This window comes from Nocardia sp. NPDC060249 (assembly GCF_042728755.1).
GTDB lineage: Bacteria > Actinomycetota > Actinomycetes > Mycobacteriales > Mycobacteriaceae > Nocardia.
Map to the genome: position 1 here is coordinate 74,700 of NZ_JBHXAQ010000014.1, position 25,095 is coordinate 99,794.

24 protein-coding genes are annotated in these 25,095 nt (G+C 69.2%); 9 read left to right on the plus strand and 15 right to left on the minus strand.

All coding sequences use genetic code 11. From position 1 onward, the window contains the following. Positions 1 to 18: 18 nt before the first annotated feature. From ACFWFP_RS30685 to ACFWFP_RS30740, 12 genes are all read right to left on the minus strand, one after another. Positions 19 to 1,572 carry an alkaline phosphatase D family protein gene (locus tag ACFWFP_RS30685; protein WP_379300843.1) on the minus strand — a complete coding sequence of 518 codons (1,554 nt, stop codon included), beginning with the start codon at positions 1,570 to 1,572 and terminating at the stop codon, positions 19 to 21. Between the two features lie 97 nt (positions 1,573 to 1,669). Next, positions 1,670 to 3,049 carry an ABC1 kinase family protein gene (locus ACFWFP_RS30690; protein ID WP_379300845.1) on the minus strand — a complete coding sequence of 460 codons (1,380 nt, stop codon included), beginning with the start codon at positions 3,047 to 3,049 and terminating at the stop codon, positions 1,670 to 1,672. Positions 3,050 to 3,222: 173 nt separating this feature from the next. After that, positions 3,223 to 3,951 carry a lysophospholipid acyltransferase family protein gene (locus ACFWFP_RS30695; RefSeq protein WP_379300847.1) on the minus strand — a complete coding sequence of 243 codons (729 nt, stop codon included), beginning with the start codon at positions 3,949 to 3,951 and terminating at the stop codon, positions 3,223 to 3,225. A 117-nt stretch (positions 3,952 to 4,068) separates the two neighbouring features. Next, complete coding sequence (locus tag ACFWFP_RS30700) at positions 4,069 to 5,064, minus strand: ROK family protein (RefSeq protein WP_379300849.1); 996 nt, start codon at positions 5,062 to 5,064, stop codon at positions 4,069 to 4,071. After that, positions 5,061 to 5,756, minus strand: a complete 696-nt coding sequence (locus tag ACFWFP_RS30705; RefSeq protein ID WP_379300851.1) for a hypothetical protein — start codon at positions 5,754 to 5,756, stop codon at positions 5,061 to 5,063. Before ACFWFP_RS30705 ends, ACFWFP_RS30700 begins: the two co-directional genes overlap by 4 nt. After that, the gene (locus ACFWFP_RS30710; protein WP_379300934.1) at positions 5,746 to 7,026 is read right to left on the minus strand and encodes an ArsA family ATPase; all 1,281 of its coding nucleotides are present in this window, start codon (positions 7,024 to 7,026) and stop codon (positions 5,746 to 5,748) included. Before ACFWFP_RS30710 ends, ACFWFP_RS30705 begins: the two co-directional genes overlap by 11 nt. Beyond that, positions 7,023 to 7,460 (minus strand): SRPBCC family protein, encoded by a 438-nt coding sequence (locus ACFWFP_RS30715; protein ID WP_379300853.1) that lies wholly within the window; start codon positions 7,458 to 7,460, stop codon positions 7,023 to 7,025. The genes ACFWFP_RS30710 and ACFWFP_RS30715 overlap by 4 nt, the downstream gene beginning before the upstream one ends. Before the next feature lie 135 nt (positions 7,461 to 7,595). Next, on the minus strand, positions 7,596 to 7,991 hold the full coding sequence (locus ACFWFP_RS30720; protein ID WP_379300855.1) for a polyketide cyclase / dehydrase and lipid transport: 396 nt from the start codon (positions 7,989 to 7,991) through the stop codon (positions 7,596 to 7,598). Between the two features lie 43 nt (positions 7,992 to 8,034). Next, positions 8,035 to 9,162 (minus strand): glycosyltransferase family 4 protein, encoded by a 1,128-nt coding sequence (locus ACFWFP_RS30725; protein ID WP_379300857.1) that lies wholly within the window; start codon positions 9,160 to 9,162, stop codon positions 8,035 to 8,037. A 69-nt stretch (positions 9,163 to 9,231) separates the two neighbouring features. Next, the gene (locus ACFWFP_RS30730; protein ID WP_379300859.1) at positions 9,232 to 10,239 is read right to left on the minus strand and encodes a peptidase MA family metallohydrolase; all 1,008 of its coding nucleotides are present in this window, start codon (positions 10,237 to 10,239) and stop codon (positions 9,232 to 9,234) included. Positions 10,240 to 10,248: 9 nt separating this feature from the next. Further along, positions 10,249 to 11,313 (minus strand): NlpC/P60 family protein, encoded by a 1,065-nt coding sequence (locus tag ACFWFP_RS30735; RefSeq protein ID WP_379300861.1) that lies wholly within the window; start codon positions 11,311 to 11,313, stop codon positions 10,249 to 10,251. Between the two features lie 225 nt (positions 11,314 to 11,538). Further along, complete coding sequence (locus ACFWFP_RS30740; RefSeq protein WP_379300863.1) at positions 11,539 to 12,108, minus strand: C40 family peptidase; 570 nt, start codon at positions 12,106 to 12,108, stop codon at positions 11,539 to 11,541. A 674-nt stretch (positions 12,109 to 12,782) separates the two neighbouring features. On the opposite strand from ACFWFP_RS30740, the gene ACFWFP_RS30745 reads away from it, so the two are divergent. From ACFWFP_RS30745 to ACFWFP_RS30760, 4 genes are all read left to right on the plus strand, one after another. Then, entirely contained in the window at positions 12,783 to 14,039 is a 1,257-nt protein-coding gene (locus tag ACFWFP_RS30745; protein WP_379300865.1) for an ATP-binding protein, read from the plus strand. A gap of 60 nt (positions 14,040 to 14,099) precedes the next feature. After that, complete coding sequence (locus tag ACFWFP_RS30750; protein WP_379300867.1) at positions 14,100 to 15,959, plus strand: DEDD exonuclease domain-containing protein; 1,860 nt, start codon at positions 14,100 to 14,102, stop codon at positions 15,957 to 15,959. 96 nt (positions 15,960 to 16,055) lie between these two features. Next, complete coding sequence (locus tag ACFWFP_RS30755; protein ID WP_379300869.1) at positions 16,056 to 16,607, plus strand: phosphoribosylanthranilate isomerase; 552 nt, start codon at positions 16,056 to 16,058, stop codon at positions 16,605 to 16,607. A gap of 4 nt (positions 16,608 to 16,611) precedes the next feature. Then, a complete protein-coding gene (locus ACFWFP_RS30760) occupies positions 16,612 to 16,887 on the plus strand; it encodes an Lrp/AsnC family transcriptional regulator (RefSeq protein WP_379300871.1) in 276 nt (91 codons plus the stop codon). Between the two features lie 10 nt (positions 16,888 to 16,897). On the opposite strand, the gene trpD is transcribed toward ACFWFP_RS30760, so the two are convergent. Beyond that, positions 16,898 to 17,959, minus strand: coding sequence for an anthranilate phosphoribosyltransferase (trpD, locus tag ACFWFP_RS30765; protein ID WP_379300873.1), 1,062 nt, complete (start codon positions 17,957 to 17,959; stop codon positions 16,898 to 16,900). Positions 17,960 to 18,050: 91 nt separating this feature from the next. Continuing rightward, positions 18,051 to 18,467: a hypothetical protein gene (locus tag ACFWFP_RS30770; protein WP_379300936.1), complete on the minus strand. Its 417-nt coding sequence runs from the start codon at positions 18,465 to 18,467 to the stop codon at positions 18,051 to 18,053. A gap of 181 nt (positions 18,468 to 18,648) precedes the next feature. Here ACFWFP_RS30770 and ACFWFP_RS30775 point away from each other — a divergent pair, with 181 nt between their 5' ends. From ACFWFP_RS30775 to ACFWFP_RS30790, 4 genes are read left to right on the plus strand one after another with little or no spacing between them, the layout of a single operon-like run. Then, positions 18,649 to 19,260 carry a heme-copper oxidase subunit III gene (locus ACFWFP_RS30775; RefSeq protein ID WP_358071502.1) on the plus strand — a complete coding sequence of 204 codons (612 nt, stop codon included), beginning with the start codon at positions 18,649 to 18,651 and terminating at the stop codon, positions 19,258 to 19,260. A 57-nt stretch (positions 19,261 to 19,317) separates the two neighbouring features. Then, positions 19,318 to 20,193, plus strand: a complete 876-nt coding sequence (locus ACFWFP_RS30780; protein ID WP_379300875.1) for a c-type cytochrome — start codon at positions 19,318 to 19,320, stop codon at positions 20,191 to 20,193. Further along, positions 20,190 to 21,329: a ubiquinol-cytochrome c reductase iron-sulfur subunit gene (locus ACFWFP_RS30785; protein WP_379300877.1), complete on the plus strand. Its 1,140-nt coding sequence runs from the start codon at positions 20,190 to 20,192 to the stop codon at positions 21,327 to 21,329. The genes ACFWFP_RS30780 and ACFWFP_RS30785 overlap by 4 nt, the downstream gene beginning before the upstream one ends. Further along, entirely contained in the window at positions 21,326 to 22,936 is a 1,611-nt protein-coding gene (locus ACFWFP_RS30790) for a cytochrome bc complex cytochrome b subunit (RefSeq protein ID WP_379300879.1), read from the plus strand. Before ACFWFP_RS30785 ends, ACFWFP_RS30790 begins: the two co-directional genes overlap by 4 nt. A 76-nt stretch (positions 22,937 to 23,012) precedes the next feature. Here the strand turns inward: ACFWFP_RS30790 and ACFWFP_RS30795 are convergent, their stop codons facing one another. Next, positions 23,013 to 23,510 carry a polyadenylate-specific 3'-exoribonuclease AS gene (locus tag ACFWFP_RS30795; RefSeq protein ID WP_379300938.1) on the minus strand — a complete coding sequence of 166 codons (498 nt, stop codon included), beginning with the start codon at positions 23,508 to 23,510 and terminating at the stop codon, positions 23,013 to 23,015. Positions 23,511 to 23,689: 179 nt separating this feature from the next. Here ACFWFP_RS30795 and ACFWFP_RS30800 point away from each other — a divergent pair, with 179 nt between their 5' ends. Next, positions 23,690 to 25,075 (plus strand): class II 3-deoxy-7-phosphoheptulonate synthase, encoded by a 1,386-nt coding sequence (locus ACFWFP_RS30800; RefSeq protein ID WP_379300881.1) that lies wholly within the window; start codon positions 23,690 to 23,692, stop codon positions 25,073 to 25,075. Positions 25,076 to 25,095: the final 20 nt, after the last annotated feature.

A 25,095-nucleotide genomic window follows, 5' to 3' on the forward strand; every position in this document is an offset into this window, starting at 1 on the left:
GCGCAGGGTACTTCGCACCTATTTCCGCGTGGGCGCGAGTTGCTTGGTGAACAGGACTTTTCCGGTCGCGTCGCACAAGTTGACGGTCATTTCTCCGGTGCGGCCGTCGATTCTCACCTCGCCGAAGTGCTGGTACTCCGGATCCATCGGGGAGGTGTTCGCGGTGGGCGGCGCGTGGACGTAGACCGCCTCGGGTCCGAACGTGGGATCGAGGGGGTTGGGGCCGAACGCGCCCGCGTTGAGCGGGCCCGAGACGAACTCCCAGAACTCGTCGAAATCGGTGAAGGCGGCGCGGGTGGGGGAGTAGTGGTGCGCGGCGGTGTAGTGGACATCCGCGGTGAGCCAGACGACGTCGCTGACCTTGTTCGCCTTGATCGCCGAGAGCACCTGGGCGATCTCGGTCTCGCGGCCCGAGGGTGCGCCGGGGGCGGCGTTGGCGGGGCCTTCGAAGGCGGTCTTGCCATCGGGGACGACCACGCCCAGTGGCAGGTCGGCGGCGACGATCTTCCAGGTGGCCCTGGAGTTCTTCAACCCCTCGGTGAGCCAGGCGATCTGGGCGGCGCCGAGGATCTGGCCCTGGGGCGCGGTATTGGCGGTGTTGGCGTCCTTGTAGGCGCGCATGTCCAGGACGAACACGTCGAGCAGCGGGCCGTAGGAGATCTTGCGGTAGAGCCGGCCATCGACGGCTTCCTTGGGCTCCAAGGGCATCCACTCGTGGAAGGCCTGCCAGGAACGCGTCGCGAGAGTGTCCATGCTGCGCTCGGTGTAGCCCTTGTCGGCGGCGACCGTGCCGCCGGGGGACCAGTTGTTGGTGGTCTCGTGGTCGTCCCACTGGACGATCTGGGCGACGGCGGCGTTGAACCGGCGGTAGTTGTCGTCGGTGAGGTTGTAGGCGTAGTTGCCGCGGAACTGGTCGAGGGTTTCCGCGGGGGCGTTCTTCGCTTCGGCGGTGATGTTGCGCCAGATCCGGCCGTCGGGCAGCGTCACCGATTCTTTCAGCGCGTTGTCGGCGTAGACGCAGTCGCCGGAATGCAGGAACAGGTGCGGGTCGCGAGCGGCCATGGCGGAGAACACCTTCATGCCGCCGAGGTCGGGGTTGATCCCGAAACCCTGGCCCGCGACATCACCGGACCACAGCAGCGAGATGTCGGCGGGCGCGGTCGGCGCCGTGCGGAACACACCGGTGAGCGCCTCCGAGCTCGCGCCGCCTTCCCCGTCGAGGCGCACCCGGTAGTGCACGAGCTGCCCGGCGGGCAGACCGTTCACCCGCACCCGCCCGGTGCCGTCGGTCGCGGGGGTGAGCAGCGGCCCGGTGAATCGCTTGACGTCCGTGAACTTCTCGCTCGCCGACGTCTCCACCACCAGCGTCGCCGGTGTGTCCGACCGAGCCCAGATCAACGCGCCATCGCTACGCGGGTCCCCGACCGCGACCCCGTGCGTGAGCGAAGGCCTGGCTCGCACCAGTGCGGGCCCGTCATCCCCGCAGGCCACCAGAGCGGGAGCAGTCACCACACCGAGAGCGGTGGCGCGCAGCAGCGTGCGCCGAGACATCGCGAAATCCGAAACAGCCATGAATCTCACGGTGCGCCACCGGTCGGAACACGCGGTCGTTAGCAAGGCAACGGAACATGAACGATGCCGTACGACGGGCCGAACGAGGGTGACGCCGCTACAGACCCGCGGCGGCGGCGGTTTCGGGGTACCAGCGGGTGCATTCGGCGCGGAGGGGGACCTCGGTGTGCAGTTGGCACAGCACTGCCAGGCCGCCGAGGAAGGAGCGCAGGATGGGGGTGTGGGCGGGGGGCATGGTGAGTTGGCGCAGGATGTTCGTCAGGCGCAGGTCGGTGGCGAGGCGCACTTGCTCGCGGAGCCAGTCGGCCGAGAGGGGGTAGGTGGGGGCGAGGAGGGCTTCGCGGACCGGTTGGAGGCGGGCGGCGACGGTGGCGATGTCGAGGTCGCGGCCGGGGGCGACGAAGCCGTGGCGGCGCATGGCGGCCTCGAGGTCGGCGGGGGAGTCGGCGATGACGGCGGCGCCGACGTCGCTCGCGACGTCGAGGAAGGTGCCGGGCCACGCAGTGCAGGCGCCGAAGTCGACGACGCCGAGCCTGCCGTCGGGCATCCGAAGGAAATTGCCCGGGTGCGGGTCGCCATAGACGAGGGCGGCGCGGGCGGGGGCGGAGAACAGGAAGCGCATGATCAGCACGCCGAGCCGATCGAGTTCGTTCGCGTTGCCGCGAATGATCAACCGGGACAGCGGAACACCGTCGAGCCATTCGGTGACCAGCACGTCGCCGCGCTGAGCGATCACCCGGCTCACCACCACGTCGGGGTCATCGGCGAAGGCGGCGGTGAAGGCACGCTGGTTGACGGCCTCGCGGGCGTAGTCGAGTTCGTCGCGGATCTCGTTGCACAGCGCCTCCACCACCGGCCGGGTGTCGGCGCCGGGCAGCAGCGCGGTGAACAGCGGTGTCGCGCGACGCAGGGCTTGCAGGTCGGCCAGGACCGCGCGGCGGGAACCGGGGTACATGACCTTGACCGCGACCTGAGTCCCGTCGTGCCAGCGGGCGCGATGGACCTGGCCGACCGAGGCGGCGGCGGAGGCTCGGTCGTCGAATTCGAGGAACAGTGAGCGCCAGTGCGGCCCGAGATGGGTGGCGAGCTCGGCGTGGACCGCGCCGGGGAGCATGGCGGGTGCCGAATCGTGCAGTCGGGCAAGCGCTTGGCGGTACGGCTCGGCCAGGTCAGGGGCAAGGCCGAGTTCGAGCAGGCCGAGGAGCTGGCCCAATTTCGCGACGCAGCCCTTGAGCTCACCGAGCACCTGGAACAGGTGTTCGGCGGTGCGAACACGGATGTCGCGGTCCACGGCGGCGGGGTCGCGACCCGCGGCGCGCCTGCCGAGGCCCGCGATGCGGCGGCCCGCATAGGCCACCGGCACCGCGGCCAAGCGGGCGCCGCGCACTACCCGGCCGGTGGGTGGATTGCCGTCACGAGGGGACGCACGCCGGGCGAACGGCATGACGCGAGCCTCGTCGGATTCGCCTCCGGCCATGTCCACCTCGCTGTCCCCGACGCCCGCCACCGGTGGTGGCCGCCGGCCTGTGCCCGGCAAAGGTTACCAATCGGGCGCGAAGGTGTCCGGGCAACGGCGCACGCGTGCGCGAAGGTTCGATCCGGGCAGCATCGATGGGCGTCGGCTCGTCGTGTGGCGCACCAGGTTTCGGGTCAGCCGGCCTTGGTCTCGGGGATGCGGGTGGCGTCGATCTGGTTGTCGGTGGGCGCGACGCCCTTCTTGAGGCTGTGCGCGTACACGTCGACATATTCCTGGCCGGTGAGCCGCATCAGCTCGTACATCACCTCGTCGGTGACGGCGCGTTCGACGAAGCGGTTGCCGCTCATGCCCTCGTAGCGCGAGAAATCAAGCGGCGCACCGAACTTCAGCGTGACCTTCTGGCGACGCCACTTGAACGGTCCGGGCGGGCTCACCTTGTCGGTGCCGATCACCGCGACCGGGATCACCGGGACGCCGGTCTCGAGCGCCAGGCGCGCCATGCCGGTCTTGCCCTTGTAGAGGCGGCCGTCGGGGGAGCGGGTGCCCTCGGGGTACAGGCCGACGAGGCGACCTTCGTCGAGGAGCTTGGTGGCGGCGGTGAGCGCGTCGTCGGCGGCCGAGGCGCCGCTGCGGTCGATCGGATACTGGCCGGTGCCGCTGAAGAAGAACTTCTGCAGGCGTCCCTTGAAGCCAGGGGTGGTGAAGTACTCCGCCTTGGCCAGGTAGTTGATCCGGCGCGGGCTCAGCAGCGGCGCGAACAGCCAGTCGGAGAACGACAGATGGTTACCCGCCATGATCGCGGGCCCGTCCGTCGGAACGTTCTCGACGCCCTCGACCACGGGCCGGTTGTATAGATGCATGAACGGTCCCGGGAAGACGAACTTGAGCAGCCAGTAGAACATGGCGTCCTTTCTTCGGGACCGGGATCGTGGTGTGCAGCCTCGTCGGAGAACGACTTTACCGCTGGTCGCAGGTCACAACCAACCCAGGACGGTAGCCGCTGCGCATGGATGTGACGCTCATCTCGCGATGTGGCCGACGACCGGTGTGTCGAGCGCGGCCCTCGCCAAGCCCGCTGCCCCGATCATGCCGGCGGCCTCCCCGAGCTGGGTGGTGCGCAGGCGCGCCAGCGGCCGATGCCCGGCTCCGGTGACCGCGCTCGCGTAGTGTTCGCGAGCCTCGTCGAGGAACAACGGCGCCGAACTGCTCACCCCGCCCGCGATCACCACCAGGTCGGGATCGAACAGATCGCTGACGAAGGCGAGGCCGAGCCCGAGCCACCGGGCGAAGTCGGCCATCACCCGGACCGCGAGTGGATCGCCGTCCTGTGCGGCGCCCGCGACCCGGCGGCCGGTGAGCGAGCCGGGGTCGCGCAGCACGTCGCGGGCCAGCACCGAACGCACGGGGTCGGTGGCGAGCATTTCGATGGCGGTGTCGGCCAGCGCCGTTCCGCTGCAGTAGCGCTCCCAGCAGCCGTGTTTGCCGCAGGGACAGGCGCGGCCCTCGGGGACGACCTGCAGGTGGCCGAGTTCGGGGGCGATGCCGTGGCTGCCGCGATAGAGCCGGCCGTCGATGAGCAGCGCGGCCCCGATACCGGTGCCGATCGCGACGAGCACCACCGTCTGCCCGCCCGCCGCCGCGCCGAAGCGGTACTCGGCCCAGCCCGCGGCGTTCGCGTCGTGTTCGAGGATCACCGGCAGGCCGAGGCGCGCGGTGAGCCGTTGGGCGACCGGGGCGTTCTGCCACGGCAGGTGCGGGGCGAACAGGACCGTCGATTGATCGCTCGAGATGAAACCGGCGACGGCCAGGCCGACCGCCGCGATCGGGTGCCGCCGGGCCAGCTCGCGCACCGAGCGGTCGATCGCGTCCTCGAGCGCGCGCGCCGAATGCGGGGTCGGCGCCTGCACGGTGTCGAGGACCTCGCCGTCGGCGTCGACCACCGAGGCGCGAATGTTCGTGCCGCCCACATCGATGCCGACGGTGAGCAGGTGCTGAGGGTCGATCCCGCTGGTCATCCCCGGATCGTCACCGGAATGTCGACATATCGCGAACGCGGCGCGGCGGCCGAGCAATCCTCGGCGGTGCGACGGCGGCGCCGGTTCGGATTGTCGGCCGTCGGCGGCGCGGTGGTGGCGAAAGCGTCCGCGCCCGACCCGTTCCCGTCGGCGTGGTCCGGTTCGGGGGTGATGTGCGGTGTGCGCGTGGTCCGGGGCGCGTTGTATTCGTCGACCCGGCGCGGGCGAGGGACGCCGGACTGGTCCGGGCGCGGGCCGGCCCAGCGCGGGCTGGAACCCGGATCCTGCAGACCCGTGACACCGTTCGGGCGTGGGGGCTGACCCGCGGGCTCGGGCGCGGCGGGGTGGTCGTCGGCCGGATTCGGGTGTCCCGCAGCGTGCTCGGCCCATTCCGGCGGCAGGACCGGTTCGACGGGGATGCCCGCGAGGGCTTCGCGCAGGACCGTCACCATGGAGGTGCCGTGTTCGGCGAGGGCCGCGACGACGTCGTGGTGGTCGCCGCGCAGCAGGGCCGCGGCCGCGCAGACCGGGCACCAGGCGCAGCCGCCCAGGTCGGCTCGACCGTCGGCGGCGGTGCGGCGCAGCACGGGTTCGACCCGGGCGAGGAGAACTTCGGAGAGTAGGCGCAGCTCCTCGGTGAACTCGGCGAAGCCGTCGTGGCCGTGGCGCTCGGACTGGGAGTCAGTGCTCATCTGCGGTGGCCTTCGTGTAGTTCGGATCGGCGGGCCACACCCGCGGATCGGGCCGGAAGCGGACCACGAGGTGACCGGTGTCGAGTTCGGCGCCCGCTACCGTGCAGCGTCGCAGCACCGGCGCGAGCCGTACGCGTGTGCGTACTCCGTCGGCTCCCACGATCAGATCGTCCTCCACTCGGCCCAGCCGCAAGGTGCCGGGATCGACTATCGGCAGCCGCATCCGCATCGCGTACACGGAGTCGACACCGGAGCCGGACTCCCATCGAACCATCGGTTCGCCCGATTCGGCGCTCTGAGCGTGTGGGGCGGGCAGCGTGTCGACCGGATGCGAGAACGCCGCCAGTGAATTCACCCCCACCGGTTCGGCGCCGGCGTGCTGGGCGATCAGGATCGGGACATCGGTGAGTTGCTCGTGCAGCCGGGCCACCACTTCGAGTTGCTCGGCGCGGCGGTTCAGATACCAGTGCACGGCCGGGTGGGCGTTGTCGCCGGGCGGTGGCACCGGAGCCAGCACCTTGTTCACCACCACCGCGTCCATCCGCAGGCCGAGCAGCGCGGCCGCCGAACGCACCCGCCGCGCCTCCGCGACGGCGACCTGTTCGGGGCCGGTGATCAGGCGGGCGCTGGTGCGGGTGCGGTCGGCGAGGAGATCGCGGACCTGGGTCACCGCGACCACGACCCGTTCCACCGCGGCCGCGAGCACCGCCTTGCGCAGATCCAGTCCGATCGCGCTCATCGTGCGGGCATGCTTGGGCCAGAGGCGTTCCAGGTAGTTGAGCATCGTGTCGGGGGCGGTGACGATGCGCAGCATGTCGGCCGAGGGCGGGCAATCGACGACGATGACGTCCCAGTCGTTCTCCTCGGCGTACTGGGCGATCTCGACCAGCATCAGCAGTTCCTGCACACCGGGCAGCCCGGTCAGCTCGGCCGGGTCCAGCGCGGCCAGATCGAAGCCGTGCTCGTGGCCGCCGCCGGTGGCCAGCATCGCCACCACATCGCGGAAACGGTCCTCGAGCAGAGCGAGCGAGTCGATCTCGATCACCTCGATACCGGGCGCCACCCTGGCCACCCCGGCGACGGTGCCCGGATCGTGCGGGAAACGGAAACCGAGCGCGTCGCCGAGGGAATGGGCCTGATCCAGCGAGGCGATCAGCACACGCTGACCCGAGCGGGCATAGGTCATGCTCGTCGCGCAGGCCAGCGTCGTCTTCCCGACACCACCCTTGCCGACGAACAGTTCGACGCGGGTACCGCCCGGGCCGCTCAGCCTTCGACCCGCTTCTTGAGCTCGTTGAGCGCGGTGTCGGTGATGACTTTCTCGGCTTTGCGTTTGAACATGCCGATCATCGGGATGTTCAGGTCGACGGTGAGTTCGTAGACCACCTCGGTGCCGCCGCCGGGCCGGTCGTGCAGTTCGTAGCTGCCGTCCTGGGCCTTCTGCAGGTCACCGTTGAGCAGGCGCCAGCTCACGGCCCTGCCGTCGGCACGCCAGGTGTAGGACAGCACATAGGTGTCCTTCACGACGCCCGCGTCGAGCACGAACCGGGCGGTGGCGGCGCGTCCCTGCGCGTCACGCTCGATGACCTCGACCGACTTCGCGGCGGCCACCCACTCGGGATAGGACTCCAGATCCGCGATAACGGCCATCACCTGCTGGGACGGTGCGTCGATGAGAATCGATCTCTGAGTCCGGTCGGCCATGGCAGCCACGCCCTCTTTCTGTATCTATGGCGGCCGGGGCCGCGGTTCTCGGCGCTGAACTCCACCCTGCCTACGGGCACTCCTTCGTCGCGCCCTTCGGTCAGTCCATCGGCGCAGGCGCGCCGAGAACGTGCATCAGGTCGAGACGAAGGCGGCGGGCGCGACACCCGCGGGGCGGCCTGCCTCGAGGCGTGCCTTGAGTTCGAAGGCCATGTTGCGGCCTGCGACCCGGCGGGCTCGGTTGGCCGCGGCCAGTGCGCGCGCCGACTTCGATTCGGTCGCGGTGGGCTCGGCGTGCAGGAAGTAGTGCAGGATCGCGCCCTCGGGGACGGCCTCCAGCCATACCTCCATGGTGCCGGTCAGCGCGCCCTCCACTGTCCAGCGGATACCTTTGTCGCCACGATCCTCGCGCACGTCGAGGCGCAGGTCGGGCCACCAGCGGCGCCAGTTGTTCGCGGCGCCGAGCACCTCGGCGATCGCGGCACCGGGTGCGGCGAGGAAGGTCTGATCTGCGACCTGGATACTGCTCACCCGGCTGAGCGTAGTGGACGCCACACCGGGCCCGGCCACGGTGTCACCGCAGCAGTTCCCGCAAGCGGGCGCCCTGGCGGTCCCAATGCCAGTTCCGCTCCACCCAGGCCCGGCCCGCGGCGCCCATCTCGGCCGCCTTGTCCCGGTCGGTGAGCAGCTCGACGATGGCATCGCTGATCTGCGAGACCGACCGGCCGTGCACCACGATGCCGGTCTCGCCCTCGCGCACCGTCTCGGGGGCGCCACCGGAATCACCCGCCACCACCGGCACCCCGGTCGCCGACGCCTCGAGGAAGACGATCCCGAGACCCTCCACGTCCAGGCCCGCCCCGCGGGTGCGGCACGGCATCGCGAACACATCGGCGATCGTGTGATGGGCGGCCAGCTCGCCCGAGGGCACTCGCCCGGTGAACACCACACTGTCCTGGACGCCGAGTGCCTCGGCCAGCGCGCGCAGGCGCGTCTCGTACGGTCCACCGCCGGCGATCACCAGCACCGCGCCGTCGACGCGCTCACGGATCTCGTTCATCGCCACGATCAGCATGTCCTGACCCTTGCGCGGGACCAGCCGCGACAGGCACAGCACCGTCGGGCGCTCGCCGAGGCCGTAGCGGGCGCGCAGCTCTGCCCGCGCGGCCGGGTCCGGCCGGAATTCGGTGGGGTCGACGCCCGGCGGCAGATGCTCGAGTGCCGCGCGCGGACCGAAGGCCGAGGCGAAACGGCCGCGGGTGTACTTGCTGACGTAGGTCACCACATCGGTGTGCTCGCCGATCGACCGCAGGACCTGCCGCGAACCGGGCAGCATCGACCAGCCGACCTCGTGACCGTGGGTACTGGCCAGGATGCGCTCCGCGCCCGCGCGCCGCAGCATCGGCGCCATCGCCGCCAGGGGAGCGGCCGCGCCGAACCACACGGTGTCGCAGTCGTGTTCGCGCAGCAGCGCGCTCGCCCGCCTGATGACCGCGGGGGTCGGCAGCATCAGCGTCGTCGGATGACGCACCACCCCGAACTTCTGCGCGGCGTCGAACTTCTCGTGGCTGTCACCGCGCCAGCGCGGGGCGTACACCACCAGGTCCTCGGGCGGTAGCTGATTCGACAACGCCTGCAGATAGGACTGGATTCCGCCCGGCCGAGGCGGGAAATCGTTGGTAACCAGCAGAGTTCGGGCCATAAGAGAACAACCTAATCGGTCGGCTGACAGGTGGGCGGACGTGGTCAGGGGTACCTGCGCCTGCGCCCGTCATGCGGCGCGGCCGCGCAACCAGGCCCGCCACCCCTCCAGCAACTCGGCGCGCGAGGCCCCGAGCACGGCGGTGAACGCCGCATCCTGCGCCGCCGGGGACTGCGGGCCGGTGGCCAGGCGCTTGTACAACGTGGTGAGGGCGGTGGTGCCGTAGCGGTCGGCGAGGAACGCGCAGGTGCTCCACGCGCTTTCGTAGGCGTAGGCCGCGTCGACACCGGTGAAATCGGCATCGGCGACGAGTTCGGTGGGCAGGGCGCCGCCGCGCAACCGGGTGGTCAGCGTGGGCGCGATCTGGGAGAACGTCGTCTGCTGATCGCGCTGAGCGACATACTCCGCGAAGCCTTCCAGCATCCACAACGGCGCGCCGTCGGTGGTGTCGGCTCGGGTGGCGAGGTGGGTGAGTTCGTGGCGCAGCAGCGTGGCCATGCCCTCGTTGCCGACTCGCCTGCGGGCGTCGGGGTTGAACACGATGCGCTGGTCGGTGGGCTGGGTGCCGGGGGTGTAGGACCCGGTGAGCGACACGGCGGCCACGTCGGCGCCGGTGGCGCCCGCGGACCTGGTCAGCGCCGTGAATTCGGCCGGAGTGCTCGCCACGACCACCACGGGCGCGCGATTCCACGCGGTGCCCCACACCGCGCTCACCTCCGACACGGCTCGGCCCAGTTGTTGTTCGAGGACATCGAGGTCGGCGCGATGGCTGGGGTGGGCCACCAGCAGCGCCTCGGCCGCGGCGCCGTCGGCGACTTCACGCACCAGGATCGGGCCATAGGGTTGCAGCTCGCGGCGCACCGGACTCAAGCGCGGATTGTCGATGCCCTCGGAGGTGTCGAGGACTTCGGCCTCGTCGGTGGCCAGCTGCAACGAACCCGCGTTGCGCGGCACCAGGATCAGTGCCACGCACGCCCCGGTCAGCAGCGTGACCGAGGCGAGCGTGATGCAGAATTCCAGGCGGCCGTTCGACGAGAACCACGAACGCAGGCCCGAGCGGGGGGACGGATCGGTCACCGGTCCTGCTCAGTATCGCCGAGCCGAGTGGTACGGGGTGGTGTTGATCGGCGCGACAGCGACCGGCACACCGAATGTGGAGGCGTGCACCATCATTCCGTTGCCCGCGTAGATGCCGACGTGGGTGATGTCGGGATAGAACAGGATCACGTCGCCGGGCAGCAGTTCGTCCTTGGACACCGGCGTGCCGTAGCCCGCCTGCTGGGAACTGGTGCGCGGCACGTTCTTGCCGACCTGCTTGAACGCCCACTGCACGAGACCGGAGCAGTCGAACTGATCGGGTCCGGTGGCGCCCCAGACGTACGGATCGCCGACGCGGGTGAGGGCGGCGGCCAGCGCGCTGGTGCCGCTGCCGGGGACCAGGCCCGCGAGCAGCGAATCACGGTCGAAGCCAGGGGGGAACGGTGAGCCGGCCAGCGTGGACTTGTCGCGAGCCGAGAGCTGGCTCCACGCCTCGACCACCGAGGTGGTCGAGGTGGCGAGATCCTGGCGTTTGCGTTCGACATCGGCGCGCACGGCGTCGGCGGCGGTGGTCGCGGCGTGCGCGGCCTCGGCGGCGGTGCGGGCGACGGTGTCGGCCGCGGTGGCGGCATCGGCGGCCTGCTTGAACTGGCGGACCGTGTCGGCGGTCTGCTGGGCGAGCACATCCAGCGTCGACACCTTGTCCAGCAACTGCTGGGGTGAACCGCTCGACAGCACGGCGAACATGCTGTTGGTGCGCACGCCGGTATAGGCGGCCACGGCGGTGCGGTCGATCATCGGCTGGAACTTGCGCACCTCGGCGCGGGCGGCCTCGACGACCGCGGAGGTGGCGGCGACCTTGTCGTCGGCTTCGCGTTGCAGCGCGAGCTTGGCGTCGAGATCGTCTTGGGCGGTGAGGGCCAGCTGGTTGAGCTGCTCGGACAGGCGCGAGAGCTCGACCATCCGGGAGATCGCGTCGGTCGCGGTGGTCGGCAGGGCCACGGGGTCGGCGCCGGAGGGACCGGCGGTGTAGATCGCGCACACCAGGATCGCGGCGGACAGGGTTCCGGCGAAACCACGCGTGGCGTGCGAATTCCGGTGGTGTGCAGTCACAGTGGCCCGTGCCCCGTTCTCTCGTTGTCCGCCGATACAGCGCACTACCTGAGCGCGATCTCCTCGTCAGCCGAGAAGGTCTCGATCAGGTTACGGAACTGTATGCAGTCGTGTCCAGTAAAGGTACGTGCGCCGTCCAACCCAGTGGACGGCGCACGTACCCGGACGTTCGGTGCCGTGACGATGCGCACTTCCCCGCGAAATGCGCATCACGCGGCAAGTCGATCAGAAGCGTCGAGCGCCCGCGAACGGCATCGACGACAGCGACGCGATCTGCACGGGGGTGCCCGCGGTGGAGGCGTGCACGACGTTGCCGTCACCGGCGTACAGGCCGGAGTGGCCGCCGCCGTAGAACGACACCATGTCGCCGGGCTGCAGGGCATCGATGGAGACCGGGGTGCCCGCACCCAGCTGGGCGTCGCTGGTGCGCGGAATGTCCATGCCGGCCTGGGCGTAGGCCCACTGGACCAGACCCGAGCAGTCGAAGGCGTTCGGGCCCGCGGCGCCGTAGACGTAGGGCGAGCCGATCTTGCTCAGCGCGGCATCGAGGGCGATGTCGGCGGCGGTGGCGCGCGGTGCGGTGAAAATCTGCGGTGCGGCCGGGATCTCGATACCGGGGACGCCCTGGGGCAGCGGAATCTCGTTCGGAACCTCGAAAGTGCCGATGCCGGGCACGGTCACCGGGGTGGCCGATGCCGGGGCGGCCGGCAGGAGGAACGCGCCGATGGTGGCAGCGCCGACGGCTCCGACGGCAACGGCACGCTGCGCCTGACGCTTGACGGTGTTGTTCGCCATGATGCGGAACTTCCAATCTGCCCCACGACGCCGTGTCCGTGTGACGCGGCGGGCTTCGTCTCGTCGGCCGTTTCCGGTCAGCGGGACTCCGTGAGGTCTCAAAAAGGTTACGAAGACATCACGGGGGTTTGTAAAGTCGGACATCGGTCCAAAGGGGGTTTCCGGTGATATCACCGAAGAATGTGTGCGAGCTGGATCACACCCGATCACGAAACGATAACGCCAGGTCGCGCCGACCGAGATTTCCGAGTGCTACCGGCGCGTCGCCAATAGTGTCCGCGCGGCGATTTCCGCGCCTCGAGTCGGTGAATCCGCAGGTCGCGCGTATCTGGAGCGGTCCTTGCCTCCCTGGCGAGCGGTTCGCCTCGCGGGCGGCGCGCCGTAAGCTGCGGCGCGCGCAGATCGGTAAGGCTGATTACCCGTTGAAATCTGATGAATTCATGTGAATTCGATAAGTATGTGAGCCCGGTCACAATTCAGTTTGATCTTGGGCATTTTGTTCGCACCAGAACGAAAGTCTCGCGCTGAATTACCGGCTCCGAAGATCACGGCCCCGCGTCGCGCCGGGTCGCGGGACGGGGCGCCGGGTGGTATCCGGCCCTTCACCGCTTGGCGGGAAAGTTGTTGTGGCGGTTAGGGTACGGCCGAATGTTCGCAGTTCGAAGGGGGCGCGGGTGGCCGACGACCAGGTGTTGACCGACATGCTGACCATGCTCGATCGCAGTCCGGAGGTGCTCGCGCTGCGCGTGTGCGTCATCGAGCTGCTGATCGAGCGGGAGCGTTATGCCGACGCGCTGGCCCACTGTGGCACCGCGCTCGGCCACGAACCGGGGAATGCCCAGGTCCTGGGGTTGATGATGCGGTGCACGACGGCGTTGTCCGGTTCTCCCGCCGCCGCCTCGGTCCCGGAGACAGCCGCCCCTGCGCCCAGCTCGGCCGCCACGGCGCAGCCGGACTTCGACTGGGCCGCCGCCGAGGACGAGGTCGGCGACATCATCGAACCGGCGTTCGTGCGCGGCGTCCCCACCGAGTTCGTCACCGACGACGACGCCGCCACCGTCGAACGCCCGGCTCTGCGCCTGGCCGACGTCGGCGGGATGGTCGAGGTGAAGCGGCAACTGGAACTGACCCTGCTCGGCCCGCTGCGCAATCCCGAGCTGGCCAAGGCGTTCGGCACCTCGGCGCGTGGCGGCCTGCTCCTCTACGGCCCGCCCGGCTGCGGCAAGACCTTCCTCGCCTCGGCGGTGGCGGGCGAACTCGGTGCCGGCTTCTACCCGATCGAGATCACCGACATCCTCGACATCTACACCGGCGCCAGCGAACGCAATGTGCACAGCATCTTCGAGATGGCCCGGCGCAACGCTCCCTGTGTGCTGTTCCTCGACGAGGTCGACGCGCTCGGCCACAAACGCAGCCGGATGCACGCGTCGACGACCATGCGCACGGTCGTGAACCAGCTGCTCACCGACATGGATTCGGCCACCCACAGCAACGAGGGGGTGTTCGTGCTCGGCGCGACCAACCATCCGTGGGATGTCGACGTCGCACTGCGCAGGCCGGGCCGCTTCGACCGGATGATCTTCGTCGGCCTGCCCGACCTCGCCGCCCGCACCTCGATCCTGCACTACCACCTGCGCGACCGTCCCGTGGCAGGCATCGACCTCAACACCCTCGCGGCCGACACCGACGGCTTCTCCGGCGCCGACCTCGCCCACGTCTGCACCTCGGCCACCCAGCTGGCCCTGGCCGACTCGATGCGCTCGGGACAGGTGCGCCCGATCGGCATGGCGGACGTGCGGGCGGCGCTGGCCCAGATCCGGCCGAGCACCGGCGCCTGGTTCGAATCCGCGCGCAATGTGGTCGAATTCGCCAACGGCGACGGCAGCTATGACGACCTCGCGACCTACCTCAGGCGGAGGAAGCGGCGCTGAGCGCGCAGAGACGAGTTCGACGCGGCGAGCTTGTCGGACCCCCGTCCTACGCTGCTGGCCGTGCCCGATCCCGCTCCGCTCCCGGCCGCCGCACGGCAGCTGGCCTTCGATGAGCTCGACACCCCGCTGTATGCCACCACTTTCGTCGTCGTGGACCTCGAAACGACCGGGACCAGCGCTGATCGGGACGCGATCACCGAGATCGGGGCGGTGAAGGTGCGTGGGGGCGAGGTGCTGGGGGAGTTCGCGACACTGGTGAATCCGGGGTACGCGATTCCGCCCGCCATCGTGCAGATCACCGGGATCACCACGGCGATGGTGTACGAGGCGCCGCGGATCGAGGGGGTGCTGCCGGGGTTCTTCGAGTTCGCCGCCGGGGCAGTGCTGGTGGCGCACAACGCGCGCTTCGACACCGCGTTCCTCAAAGCGGCCGCGGCCCGTCAGGACATCGCGTGGCCCAATCCGCAGGTGCTGTGCACTGTGAAGCTGGCGCGGCGGGTGCTCACGCGCGACGAGGCCCCGTCGGCGCGGCTCGGGGTGCTGGCACAGATCCTCGGTGCGTCGACGACACCGACGCACCGCGCGCTCGACGACGCCCGCGCCACCGTCGACGTGCTGCACGCGCTGATCGGGCGGGTCGGCAATCAGGGTGTGCACAGCCTGACCGAGCTGCTCGACTATCTGCCCGGTGTCACCGGAACCCAGCGCGCCAAGCGCACTTTCGCGACCGATCTGCCCGCCGCGCCCGGCGTCTATCTGTTCCGCGGACCGTCCGATGAAGTCCTCTATATAGGGACGTCGGTGAATCTGCGCCGTCGCGTACGCAATTACTTCACCGGCTCGGAGACCCGAGGCCGGATGAAAGAGATGGTGGCACTGGCTGTTCGGGTCGACCATGTGGTGTGCGCGCACGGCCTCGAAGCCGGGGTGCGCGAGCTGCGATTGCTCGCCGCGCACGCGCCGCCGTACAACCGTCGCTCGAAGTTCCCCCGGCGTGGGTGGTGGCTCACCCTCAGCGATGAGGCCTTCCCCCGACTGACCGCGGTGCGCACCCCGACCCGCACCGCGGTGGGGCCGTTCACTTCTCGGGCCGACGCCGTCGACGTGGCGTCGACGATCGCCGAATTCGCCGGACTGCGAACCTGCGCCACCCGCCTCACCCGCACGGCGAAACACACCTGTCCGCCCGCGGTGGTCGGCGGCTGTCCCGCCGCGCGCCACGACGGTGACCTCGACGCGGCGAGCTACGCGTCGGCCGCCGAGGCGGTCCGTGACCTGTTCACCGGCCGTGCCGACACTCTGCTCCGCGCGATGCTCGACCGCATCGAAACCTATTCGGCTGCTCAGCATTTCGAAGCCGCGGCCCGCCTCCGGGACCGCACCGTCACCGTCGTCACCACGCTGCACCGCACCCAGCGCCTGGCCGCCCTGGCTCGCCTCGCCGAACTGATCATCGCCCTGCCCGACGGCGCGGGCGGCTGGGAATTCTCCGTCGTCCGCTACGGCCGTCTCGCCGCCGCGGGCACCGCTGCCCGCGGCACCCCGCCGATGGCCGTTGTCGATCAGATCGTCGCCGCCGCGGAAACAGTGATCCCCGACCTGGGTACCGCGTCGCCGGGTAGCGGGACGCAGCGTACGGCGGGCGAGTCCGCTCGAGTGAATTCGCCGGAAGCGGCCTTCGTCCTCGAGGGCGTGATCGTCGACCTCGACGACCGCATCCCACCGCTGCGCGGAGCCCCACCGGAGGAAGTCGGCGTCATCGCTCGCCGGCTCGCCGAACCCGGCGCACGGATCGTGCGGACCAGCGACGGGTACCACGAACCGCTGCACGGTGCGGCGCGCTGGGTGGGGTGGGCGCAGCTCGCGCGCACGGCCGCGACCACCCGGAGCGAACAGGACGAGTATCTGGCCGAACGCTGACGACGGCGGCGGCCGAACGGCCGGGAAGTCCGTCCTGGATCATGGACGTCGACTCCGTGCACCGTGGCGGGGCCCGAGGACGAGGAGTAGCGGCGGATGTTCGTGAAGGTGTGCGGTCTGACCACCGAGGAACAGATCGACTGGGCGATCGAGCTCGGGTACTCCGCGATCGGCGTCATGGTGACGACGAAGAGCAAGCGGTACCGCACCCCCGAACAAGCACGCGCGCTCGCCGGCTACGCCCGCGGCCGCATCACCACCTTCGCCGTCGCCCTCGAGGCGAGCGAGGTCGCCGAGGTGGCGGACGCGTTCGACGTCGTGCAGCTCTACCGGTGGACCGACCTGCCGAACCTGGCCTTCTGCTCCTCTGACCCGCCGGAACCGGGTCAGACCAGCGAATACTTCTTCTACGACGCCAGCGCGGGCTCCGGTGTGTTCGAGGAATTCCCCGACTGGGTCCGCGCGCAACCCGGCCGGGTGGTGCTGGCGGGCGGCCTCGACCCGGACAACGTCGCCGACGTCATCGACCGGCATCGGCCCTATGGCGTCGACGTCTCCAGTTCGGTGGAATCGGCACCCGGGGTGAAGAACTATGATCTGATGCGACGGTTCAAAGCGGCCACCGAGCGGCCCGAAGTTCTAGAGTGATCCCATGATTACCGCGATCGTGATGATCCAGGCGCAGAACTCTCGCATCCCCGAGACCGCGCAGGCCCTCGCCGACACCGAAGGAGTCGCCGAGGTGTACTCCTGCGCCGGCGACGTGGACCTGATCGCGATCGTGCGCGTGCGCGACCACGCGCGCATCGCCGAAGTGGTCACCGCGGGCATCGACAAGGTGGAGGGCGTCATCCGCACCACCACCCACATCGCCTTCAAGTCCTATTCCAGCGCCGACGTGGAAGCCGGATTCTCGCTGGGGGAGTGACCCTTCGGGGTCAGCTCTCGTCGAGCGCCTGGGTGAGTTCGGCCCAGCTCTGCAGCAGTTTCGCCGCCGCCCCGCTGTCCACCGCGGCGGCGGCGCGCTCGAGCCCACCGGCCAGTGCCGCGTCCAGGTCGGAATCGACATCGCCGACCCCCCGGGAGAGGTCGTAGGCCACGATCGCCGCGGCCGAGTTCAACAGCACCGCGTCACGCACCGGCCCGGCCGTTCCCGCGAAGACATCGCGCGCGACCTGGGCGTTGACCACGGCGTCCCCGCCGCGCAGTTCGTCCAGATCCACGCGGCCGATGCCGAGCCGCGTCGGATCGATCACCGTCTGCCGGATCCGCCCGCCACTGACCACCCACACGTCGGTCAGATCCGAGGTGGTGATCTCGTCGAGCCCGTCGCGCCCACGCACCACCAGCGCACTCGCGTCACGCGCCGCGAACACTCCCGCGATCACAGGCGCGAGATCGGCGAACGCGCACCCGATCAGCCCGGCGCGCGGCTGCGCCGGATTGGTCAGCGGCCCCAGCACGTTGAACACGGTCGGAATGCCGATCTCCTTGCGCGCCGCCCCGGCGAAACGCAGCCCGGAGTGGAACAGCGGCGCGAAACAGAACCCGATCCCCGCCTCGCGCACCGACCGCGCCACCGACTCGGGCCCGAGCGCGAGCTTCACGCCCAGCGCTTCGAGCACGTCGGCGCCACCGGCCTTCGACGATGCCGCCCGGTTCCCGTGCTTGACCACCGGTACCCCGGCCGCGGCCACGACCACCGAGGACATGGTCGAGATGTTCACCGACCCCGAACGGTCGCCGCCGGTACCGACGACATCGACCGCGTCGCCGTCGACGTGGACCAGCCGCGCGTGCCCCAGCATCCCGGCCACCATGCCCGCCAGTTCGGTGGGCGTGGGGCCCTTGATCTTCATGGCCACGCCGAAGGCCGCGATCTGGGCGGCGGTGGCGTTGTCGGTGAAGATCTCGTCGATCACCCAGGTGGTGTCGTCCGCGGCCAGGTCGCCACCGTCGGCGAGGGTTCCGAGCACCTGGGCCCAGCTGCGCACGCTCATCTGCTCTGCTTCTCCTTCGACGACACCGTTGCGCCACTGTAGATCGGGCGCGCGGAGGTGGCGCAAGGTCTTTTGCGCCGTTCGGGCCAGTTTAAGGGGCGCTACGCGGGGGCTGCAGGGCGTCCCAGCCGTCGGCGACCCCGTCGTGGCGCTGGGCGAGTCCGGCCATCCGCGACCGTTCCTGCGAGCAGGTCAGCGGATCGAGCCGTTGCACCCGCTGCAAGACGACCGGAACCAGGTCGCCGGAACCCGCCGTCCCCCCGGCACGTTCGTAGCCGTCGTACCCGGCGATCTCGCACGCGGCCGCTATCCGCTCGGCCGGCAGCCGCAGATGGTGACGCAATACCGCGTCGGCCTCCCGATCCAGCTCGCTCGCCCGATCCAGCGCGGTCGAACACGCCTCGACATCGTCGAAACTCGACGCGACCACCACGAGATCGTCGCGCCCGGGGTCCAACACCCGCGCCGAACCACCGAACAGCCGCCGCCACATCCGCACCACGACCATCGCCGCCTCCTCGAGTCTCAGCCTATCCACATCCAACGCTGTCACAATGAGTTGTCGCGCGGTCGTCGCCAACACGCCGACGGAAGTCGTAGACCCCCTCTGTGCGTGGGTTTTCCGACTTGCGCCACAAACTTTCGTACCCGGGTACATGTGTCGTACTACGAAGAGTCATACTTACCCCGTGACGACCGCAGTAGGCACCCCAGGATCGGCCATTACTCAGCGTGTGCATTCGCTGAACCGGCCCAACATGGTCAGCGTCGGAACCATCATCTGGCTGTCGAGCGAGCTGATGTTCTTCGCCGGCCTGTTCGCCATGTATTTCGTTGCTCGCGCGCAGGCGCACGGGCACTGGCCCCCGGAGCCGACCGAGCTGAACATGAAGCTCGCGATTCCGGTGACGGCCGTGCTGATCGCTTCCTCGTTCACCTGCCAGATGGGTGTGTTCGCCGCGGAGAAGGGCGACGTGTTCGGCCTCCGTCGCTGGTACACGATCACCCTGCTGATGGGCGCGTTCTTCGTCGCCGGGCAGGGCTACGAGTACTACCACCTGGTGGAGGAGGGAACTTCGATCGCCGGCAGCTCGTACGGCTCGGTTTTCTACATCACCACCGGCTTCCACGGTCTGCACGTGATCGGCGGTCTGATCGCGTTCGTGTTCCTGCTCGTCCGCACCACGCTGAGCAAGTTCACGCCCGCCCAGGCCACCGCCGCGATCGTGGTGTCCTACTACTGGCACTTCGTCGACATCGTCTGGATCGGGCTGTTCGCCACGATCTACTTCGTCCGTTAGCGCGCGGCGCACACAGCTTTTGCACAAGTCGGTTCCGTCTACTCCAAAGGGACACAGATGAGTTCATCTCCCCCGTCGGCCCCAGAGCCCGCCGGCCCCGGCACCGGGCAGGCCGCTCAGGCCGCCAAGCAGGCGCGTAAGCAGCGCCGCGCCCGTCGTCGTATCGCGGGTGCTCTCGCGCTGATGATCGGCTTGGTCGGAGCCGGCTTCCTGGCTACCGCGCTCACCCCCGAGCCGCAGGTCGCGACCGCGCACGAGGACCAGTCCGCGCTCATCCGCGAGGGCAAGCAGCTCTACGACACCTCCTGCGTCACGTGCCACGGCGCGAACCTGCAGGGTGTCGCCGACCGTGGTCCGAGCCTGATCGGCGTCGGCGAGGCCGCGGTCTACTTCCAGGTCTCCTCCGGTCGTATGCCGATGGCCATGAACGGCGCGCAGGCCCTGCGCAAGCCGGAGAAGTTCGACGCGCACCAGACCGACGCGATCGGCGCCTACGTCGCCGCCAACGGCGGTGGCCCCTCGGTGATCCGTGACGCCAACGGCGAGATCGCCCAGGAGTCGCTGCGCGGCGACGACATCGCCCGCGGCTCGGAGCTGTTCCGCATGAACTGCGCCTCCTGCCACAACTTCACCGGTCGTGGTGGCGCGCTGTCCGGCGGCAAGTTCGCGCCGCCGCTGGCCGAGGCCAGTGAGCAGCAGATCTACCAGGCGATGGTCACCGGCCCGCAGAACATGCCCAAGTTCTCCGACCGGCAGCTGACCTCGGAGGAGAAGCGCGACATCGTCGCCTACGTCAAGAACTCCGCCGAGGAGAAGTCGCCCGGCGGCTGGGATCTCGGCGGGTTCGGTCCGGCGACCGAAGGTTTGGCGATCTGGGTCATCGGCATCACCGCCGTGGTCGGCGCCGCCATGTGGATCGGATCCCGATCATGAGTGGACAGGAGCACAGCGAGATGGGTCGCGAACCCACCGAAGACGAACTGGACGCGATGTCGCGTGACGAGCTGGTCGAGCTCGGCACCAATCGCGACGACGTCGATGTCGTCTACCGCAACGAGCGGTGGCCGGTGCCGGGCACCAAGGCCGAGAAGCGCGCCGAACGTGCGGTCACGTTCTGGTTCGCCGTCTCCGGTCTGGCCGCCGCCGCGCTCATCGGTGTCTTCCTGTTCTGGCCGTGGGAGTGGAAGGGCTACGGCGACGAGGGCCACAGCGCCTACTCGCTGTTCACCCCGCTCGTCGGCCTGACCTTCGGCATCTCGGTGCTGGTCATCGGTATCGCGGTGGTGCTGATCCGCAAGCGGTTCATCCCCGCCGAGATCTCGATCCAGCAGCGCCACGACGGACCGTCGGACGAGGTCGAGCGTCGCACCCTGGCGGCCGAGCTGCAGGACGCGCTCGACACCTCCACCCTCGGTCGTCGCAAGATGATGCTCGGTACCGCGGGCGCCGGTGTCGGTGTGCTCGGTATCGGCGCACTGCTGGTGTTCGTCGGCGGCATGGTGAAGAACCCGTGGGCCAAGGGCGACAAGTCGCCGCTGTGGGTCTCGGGCTGGACCCCGGACTACCCGGGTGAGACCATCTACATCCGCCGCGACACCGGTCGCCCGGAAGACATCGTTCTCGTGCGCCCGGAAGATCTCGACGCCGGCTCGATGGAGACCGTGTTCCCGTGGAAAGAGAAGTGGCGCGGGGATTCGCACGAGACGCTGCAGTCGCTGCGCGGCATCCGTAACGCGGTGATGATGATCCGCCTGCGCACCGAAGACGCCGAGAAGGCGATCAAGCGCAAGGGCCAGGAGAGCTTCAACTTCGGCGACTACTTCGCCTACTCGAAGATCTGCACCCATCTCGGCTGCCCCACCTCGCTGTTCGAGCAGCAGACCAACCGGATCCTGTGCCCCTGCCACCAGTCGCAGTTCCTCGCGACCGAGTGGGCAAAGCCGGTCTTCGGTCCTGCCGCCCGCGCACTGCCTCAGCTGCCGATCACCGTCAACTCCGAGGGCTTCCTGGTCGCCGCGGGCGACTTCATCGAGCCGCTCGGCCCGGCCTTCTGGGAGCGTCGTTCATGAGCCAGGTAAACGAGATGGACGAGCGGTATCGCGCCGCCGCGTTCGTCAAGCGGTCGATCAACAAGGTCTTCCCGACCCACTGGTCGTTCCTGCTGGGTGAGATCGCGCTCTACGCGTTCATCATCCTGCTGCTGTCGGGTGTGTACCTCACGCTGTTCTTCGACCCCTCGATGACCCACGTGGTCTACGACGGCGCCTACCAGCCGCTGCGCGGCGTCGGCATGTCGCGGGCCTACGAGACCGCGCTGAACATCTCCTTCGAGGTGCGCGGCGGTCTGTTCGTCCGGCAGATCCACCACTGGGCGGCCCTGCTGTTCGCGGCGTCGATCATCATCCACCTGTTCCGCATCTTCTTCACCGGCGCGTTCCGCAAGCCGCGTGAGGCGAACTGGGTGATCGGCTCGCTGCTGCTGATCCTGGCGATGTTCGAGGGCTTCTTCGGCTACTCGCTGCCCGACGACCTGCTCTCCGGTACCGGTCTGCGGGCCGCGTTCTCGGGTATCACCATCGGTGTCCCGGTCGTCGGTACCTGGCTGCACTGGCTGATGTTCGGCGGCGACTTCCCCGGCGACATCATCATCCCGCGCCTCTACATCGCGCACGTGCTGCTGCTGCCGGGCATCATCCTGGCGCTGATCGGCGCGCACGTCGCGCTGGTCTGGTACCAGAAGCACACCCAGTTCCCCGGACCGGCCCGCACCGAGCACAACGTCGTCGGCGCGCGCATCATCCCGGTGTTCGCCGCCGACCAGGGCGCGTTCTTCGCGTTCACCCTCGGCATCGTCGGCATCATGGGTGGTGTCCTGCAGATCAACCCGATCTGGAACCTCGGTCCGTACAACCCGTCGCAGGTGTCGGCGGGTTCACAGCCCGACTTCTACATGATGTGGACCGACGGTATGGCGCGTCTGATGCCGCCGTGGGAGCTCTACCTGGGTCGGTACACGATCCCGGCGGTGTTCTGGGTCGCGCTCATCATGGGCCTGGTGTTCACGCTGCTGATCGCCTACCCGTGGATCGAGAAGCGCCTCACCAACGACCACTCGGCGCATCACAACCTGCTCCAGCGTCCGCGCGACGTGCCGGTGCGTACCGCGATCGGCGCCATGTCCATCGCGTTCTACGTGGTGCTCACGCTGTCGTGTGTCAACGACATCATCGCGCTGAAGTTCGACATCTCGCTGAACGCGACCACCTGGATCGGCCGTATCGGCGTGCTGTTGCTGCCGCCGATCGCGTACTTCGTGACCTACCGGTTCTGCATCGGTTTGCAGCGCAGTGACCGGGCGGTGCTCGAGCACGGTATCGAGACCGGTGTGATCAAGCGACTGCCGCACGGCGAGTACATCGAGATCCACCAGCCGCTGGGTGGGGTCGACGCACACGGCCACGCCATCCCGCTGGAATACCAGGGCGCCCCGGTGCCCAAGAAGATGAACAAGCTGGGTTCGGCGGGCAAGCCCGGCACCGGTAGCTTCCTGTGGGCCGACCCCAAGGCCGAGGGCGAGTCCTGGGCCGAGATCGAGGAGAACGAGGAGCACCGGATGCTCACCGTTCTCGCCGAGCAGCAGGCGATCGCGAACAACAGCGAGCCGTTCGGTCACTGATCGAACCGCACGAACAACGCAGGCCCCGAGTCGCATTCGACTCGGGGCCTTCGTTGTGTCGTACCGGCGTCGTGGCCTACAGGCGCGGGGTGCGCCGGTAGGTCTCGATGGCCTCGAACTTGGCCAGATTGTGGCGGGCGTCGGCGAGTGCGTCGTGCGCGTCGTCGGGGATCGGCGGCAGGTCGGGGCTGCCGTGCGCGGCCCAGTGCTGGCGCAGTTCGTTGGTGAAGCGGGGCATGCCCTTGGGCAGCGCCGTCATGTCGCCCCACAGCTGGCACAGCGCCACGTGGTCGTAGGCGGAAACCCAGGCCCACAGCTCCGGCTGCACACTCGGGCGCGGCAGGAAGAACTTGTACAGGTCGTCGCGGATCTGTTCCCTGGTGCGATACAGCGGCGACCCGTCGGCCGGCAGCTTCGGCAGCACATGCTTGCGCACCCACGGCCCGGCCCGCTTCGCATCGAATTCGGTGGAGACCGCGTAGTACTCGCGCCCGTCCTCACAGACGACACCGATCGAGATCAGGTCGATCGTCGAGCCGTCCTCGATGAATTCCGAATCGTAGAAATATCGCAGGGAGATCGCCTCTTCGTGCCGGTGGGTTGCTCGTGGGGCTCCGGCGCGGCGGGCGATGGACCCCACGATGGGTCGACGAAACCCTATGTGGGCACTGTGCGGGTGTTTCGCACGGGTCGGCGGTGGCTTCGCGGGCACGCCGGATAGTCGCCCGTGCGCGGGAGTCGTATTCTGATCTGGTGACCTGGACCGTCGACGTACCCATTGACCGCCTGCCGGAACTGCCACCGCTGCCCGACGAGCTGCGCGGTCGCCTCGATGCCGCGCTGGCCAGGCCCGCTCTGCAGCAGCCGTCCTGGGACGCCGACGAGGCCGCCACCATGCGCACCGTGCTGGAGAGCGTGCCACCGATCTGCCTGCCCGCCGAGGTGGAGGATCTCAAGGCGCAGCTGGCCGCTGTCGCGCGCGGTGAGGCGTTCCTCATGCAGGGCGGTGACTGCGCGGAGACCTTCGCCGACAACACCGAGCCCCACATCCGCGGCAATATCCGCACGCTGCTGCAGATGGCCGTGGTGCTCACCTACGGCGCGAGCATGCCGGTGGTGAAGGTGGCGCGGATCGCGGGCCAGTACGCCAAGCCGCGCTCGTCCGACACCGACGCGCTGGGCCTGAAGTCCTACCGCGGCGACATGGTGAACTCGCTCGTCGCCGACGAGGCCGTGCGCCGCCACGACCCGTCGCGCCTGGTCCGTGCCTACGCCAATGCCAGCGCCGCGATGAACCTGGTCCGTGCCCTGACCAGCGCGGGCACCGCCGACCTGCACCGTCTGCACGACTGGAACCGCGATTTCGTGGCCCAGTCACCCGCGGGCGCGCGCTACGAGACCCTCGCCGAGGAGATCGATCGCGGGCTGCGCTTCATGGCCGCCTGTCAGGTGAACGACCCGAGCCTGAAGACCGCGCGCATCTACGCCTCGCACGAGGCGCTCGTGCTCGACTACGAGCGCGCGATGCTGCGGCTGAGCGAGTCCGAATCCGGCGAGCCGCTGCTCTACGACCTGTCCGCGCACTTCCTGTGGATCGGTGAGCGCACCCGTCAGCTCGACGGCGCCCACATCGCGCTGGCCGAACTCCTCGCGAACCCGATCGGCCTCAAGATCGGGCCCACCACCACCCCGGAACTCGCCGTGGAATACGTCGAGCGGCTCGACCCGAACAACGAGCCGGGCCGGCTCACCCTGGTGGCCCGCATGGGCAACGGCAAGGTGCGCGAGGTGCTGCCCCCGATCATCGAGAAGGTGCAGGCCACCGGCCACCAGGTGATCTGGCAGTGCGACCCCATGCACGGCAACACCCACGAGTCGTCCACCGGTTTCAAGACCCGTCACTTCGACCGCATCGTCGACGAGGTCCAGGGCTTCTTCGAGGTGCACCACGCCCTCGGCACCCACCCCGGCGGTCTGCACATCGAGCTGACCGGCGAGAACGTCACCGAGTGCCTCGGCGGCGCCCAGGACATCTCCGATCTCGACCTCGGCGGCCGCTACGAAACCGCCTGCGACCCACGCCTGAACACCCAGCAGTCCCTGGAACTGTCGTTCTTGGTCGCGGAAATGCTGCGCTGAATCAGCGGGACGAGCCCGGG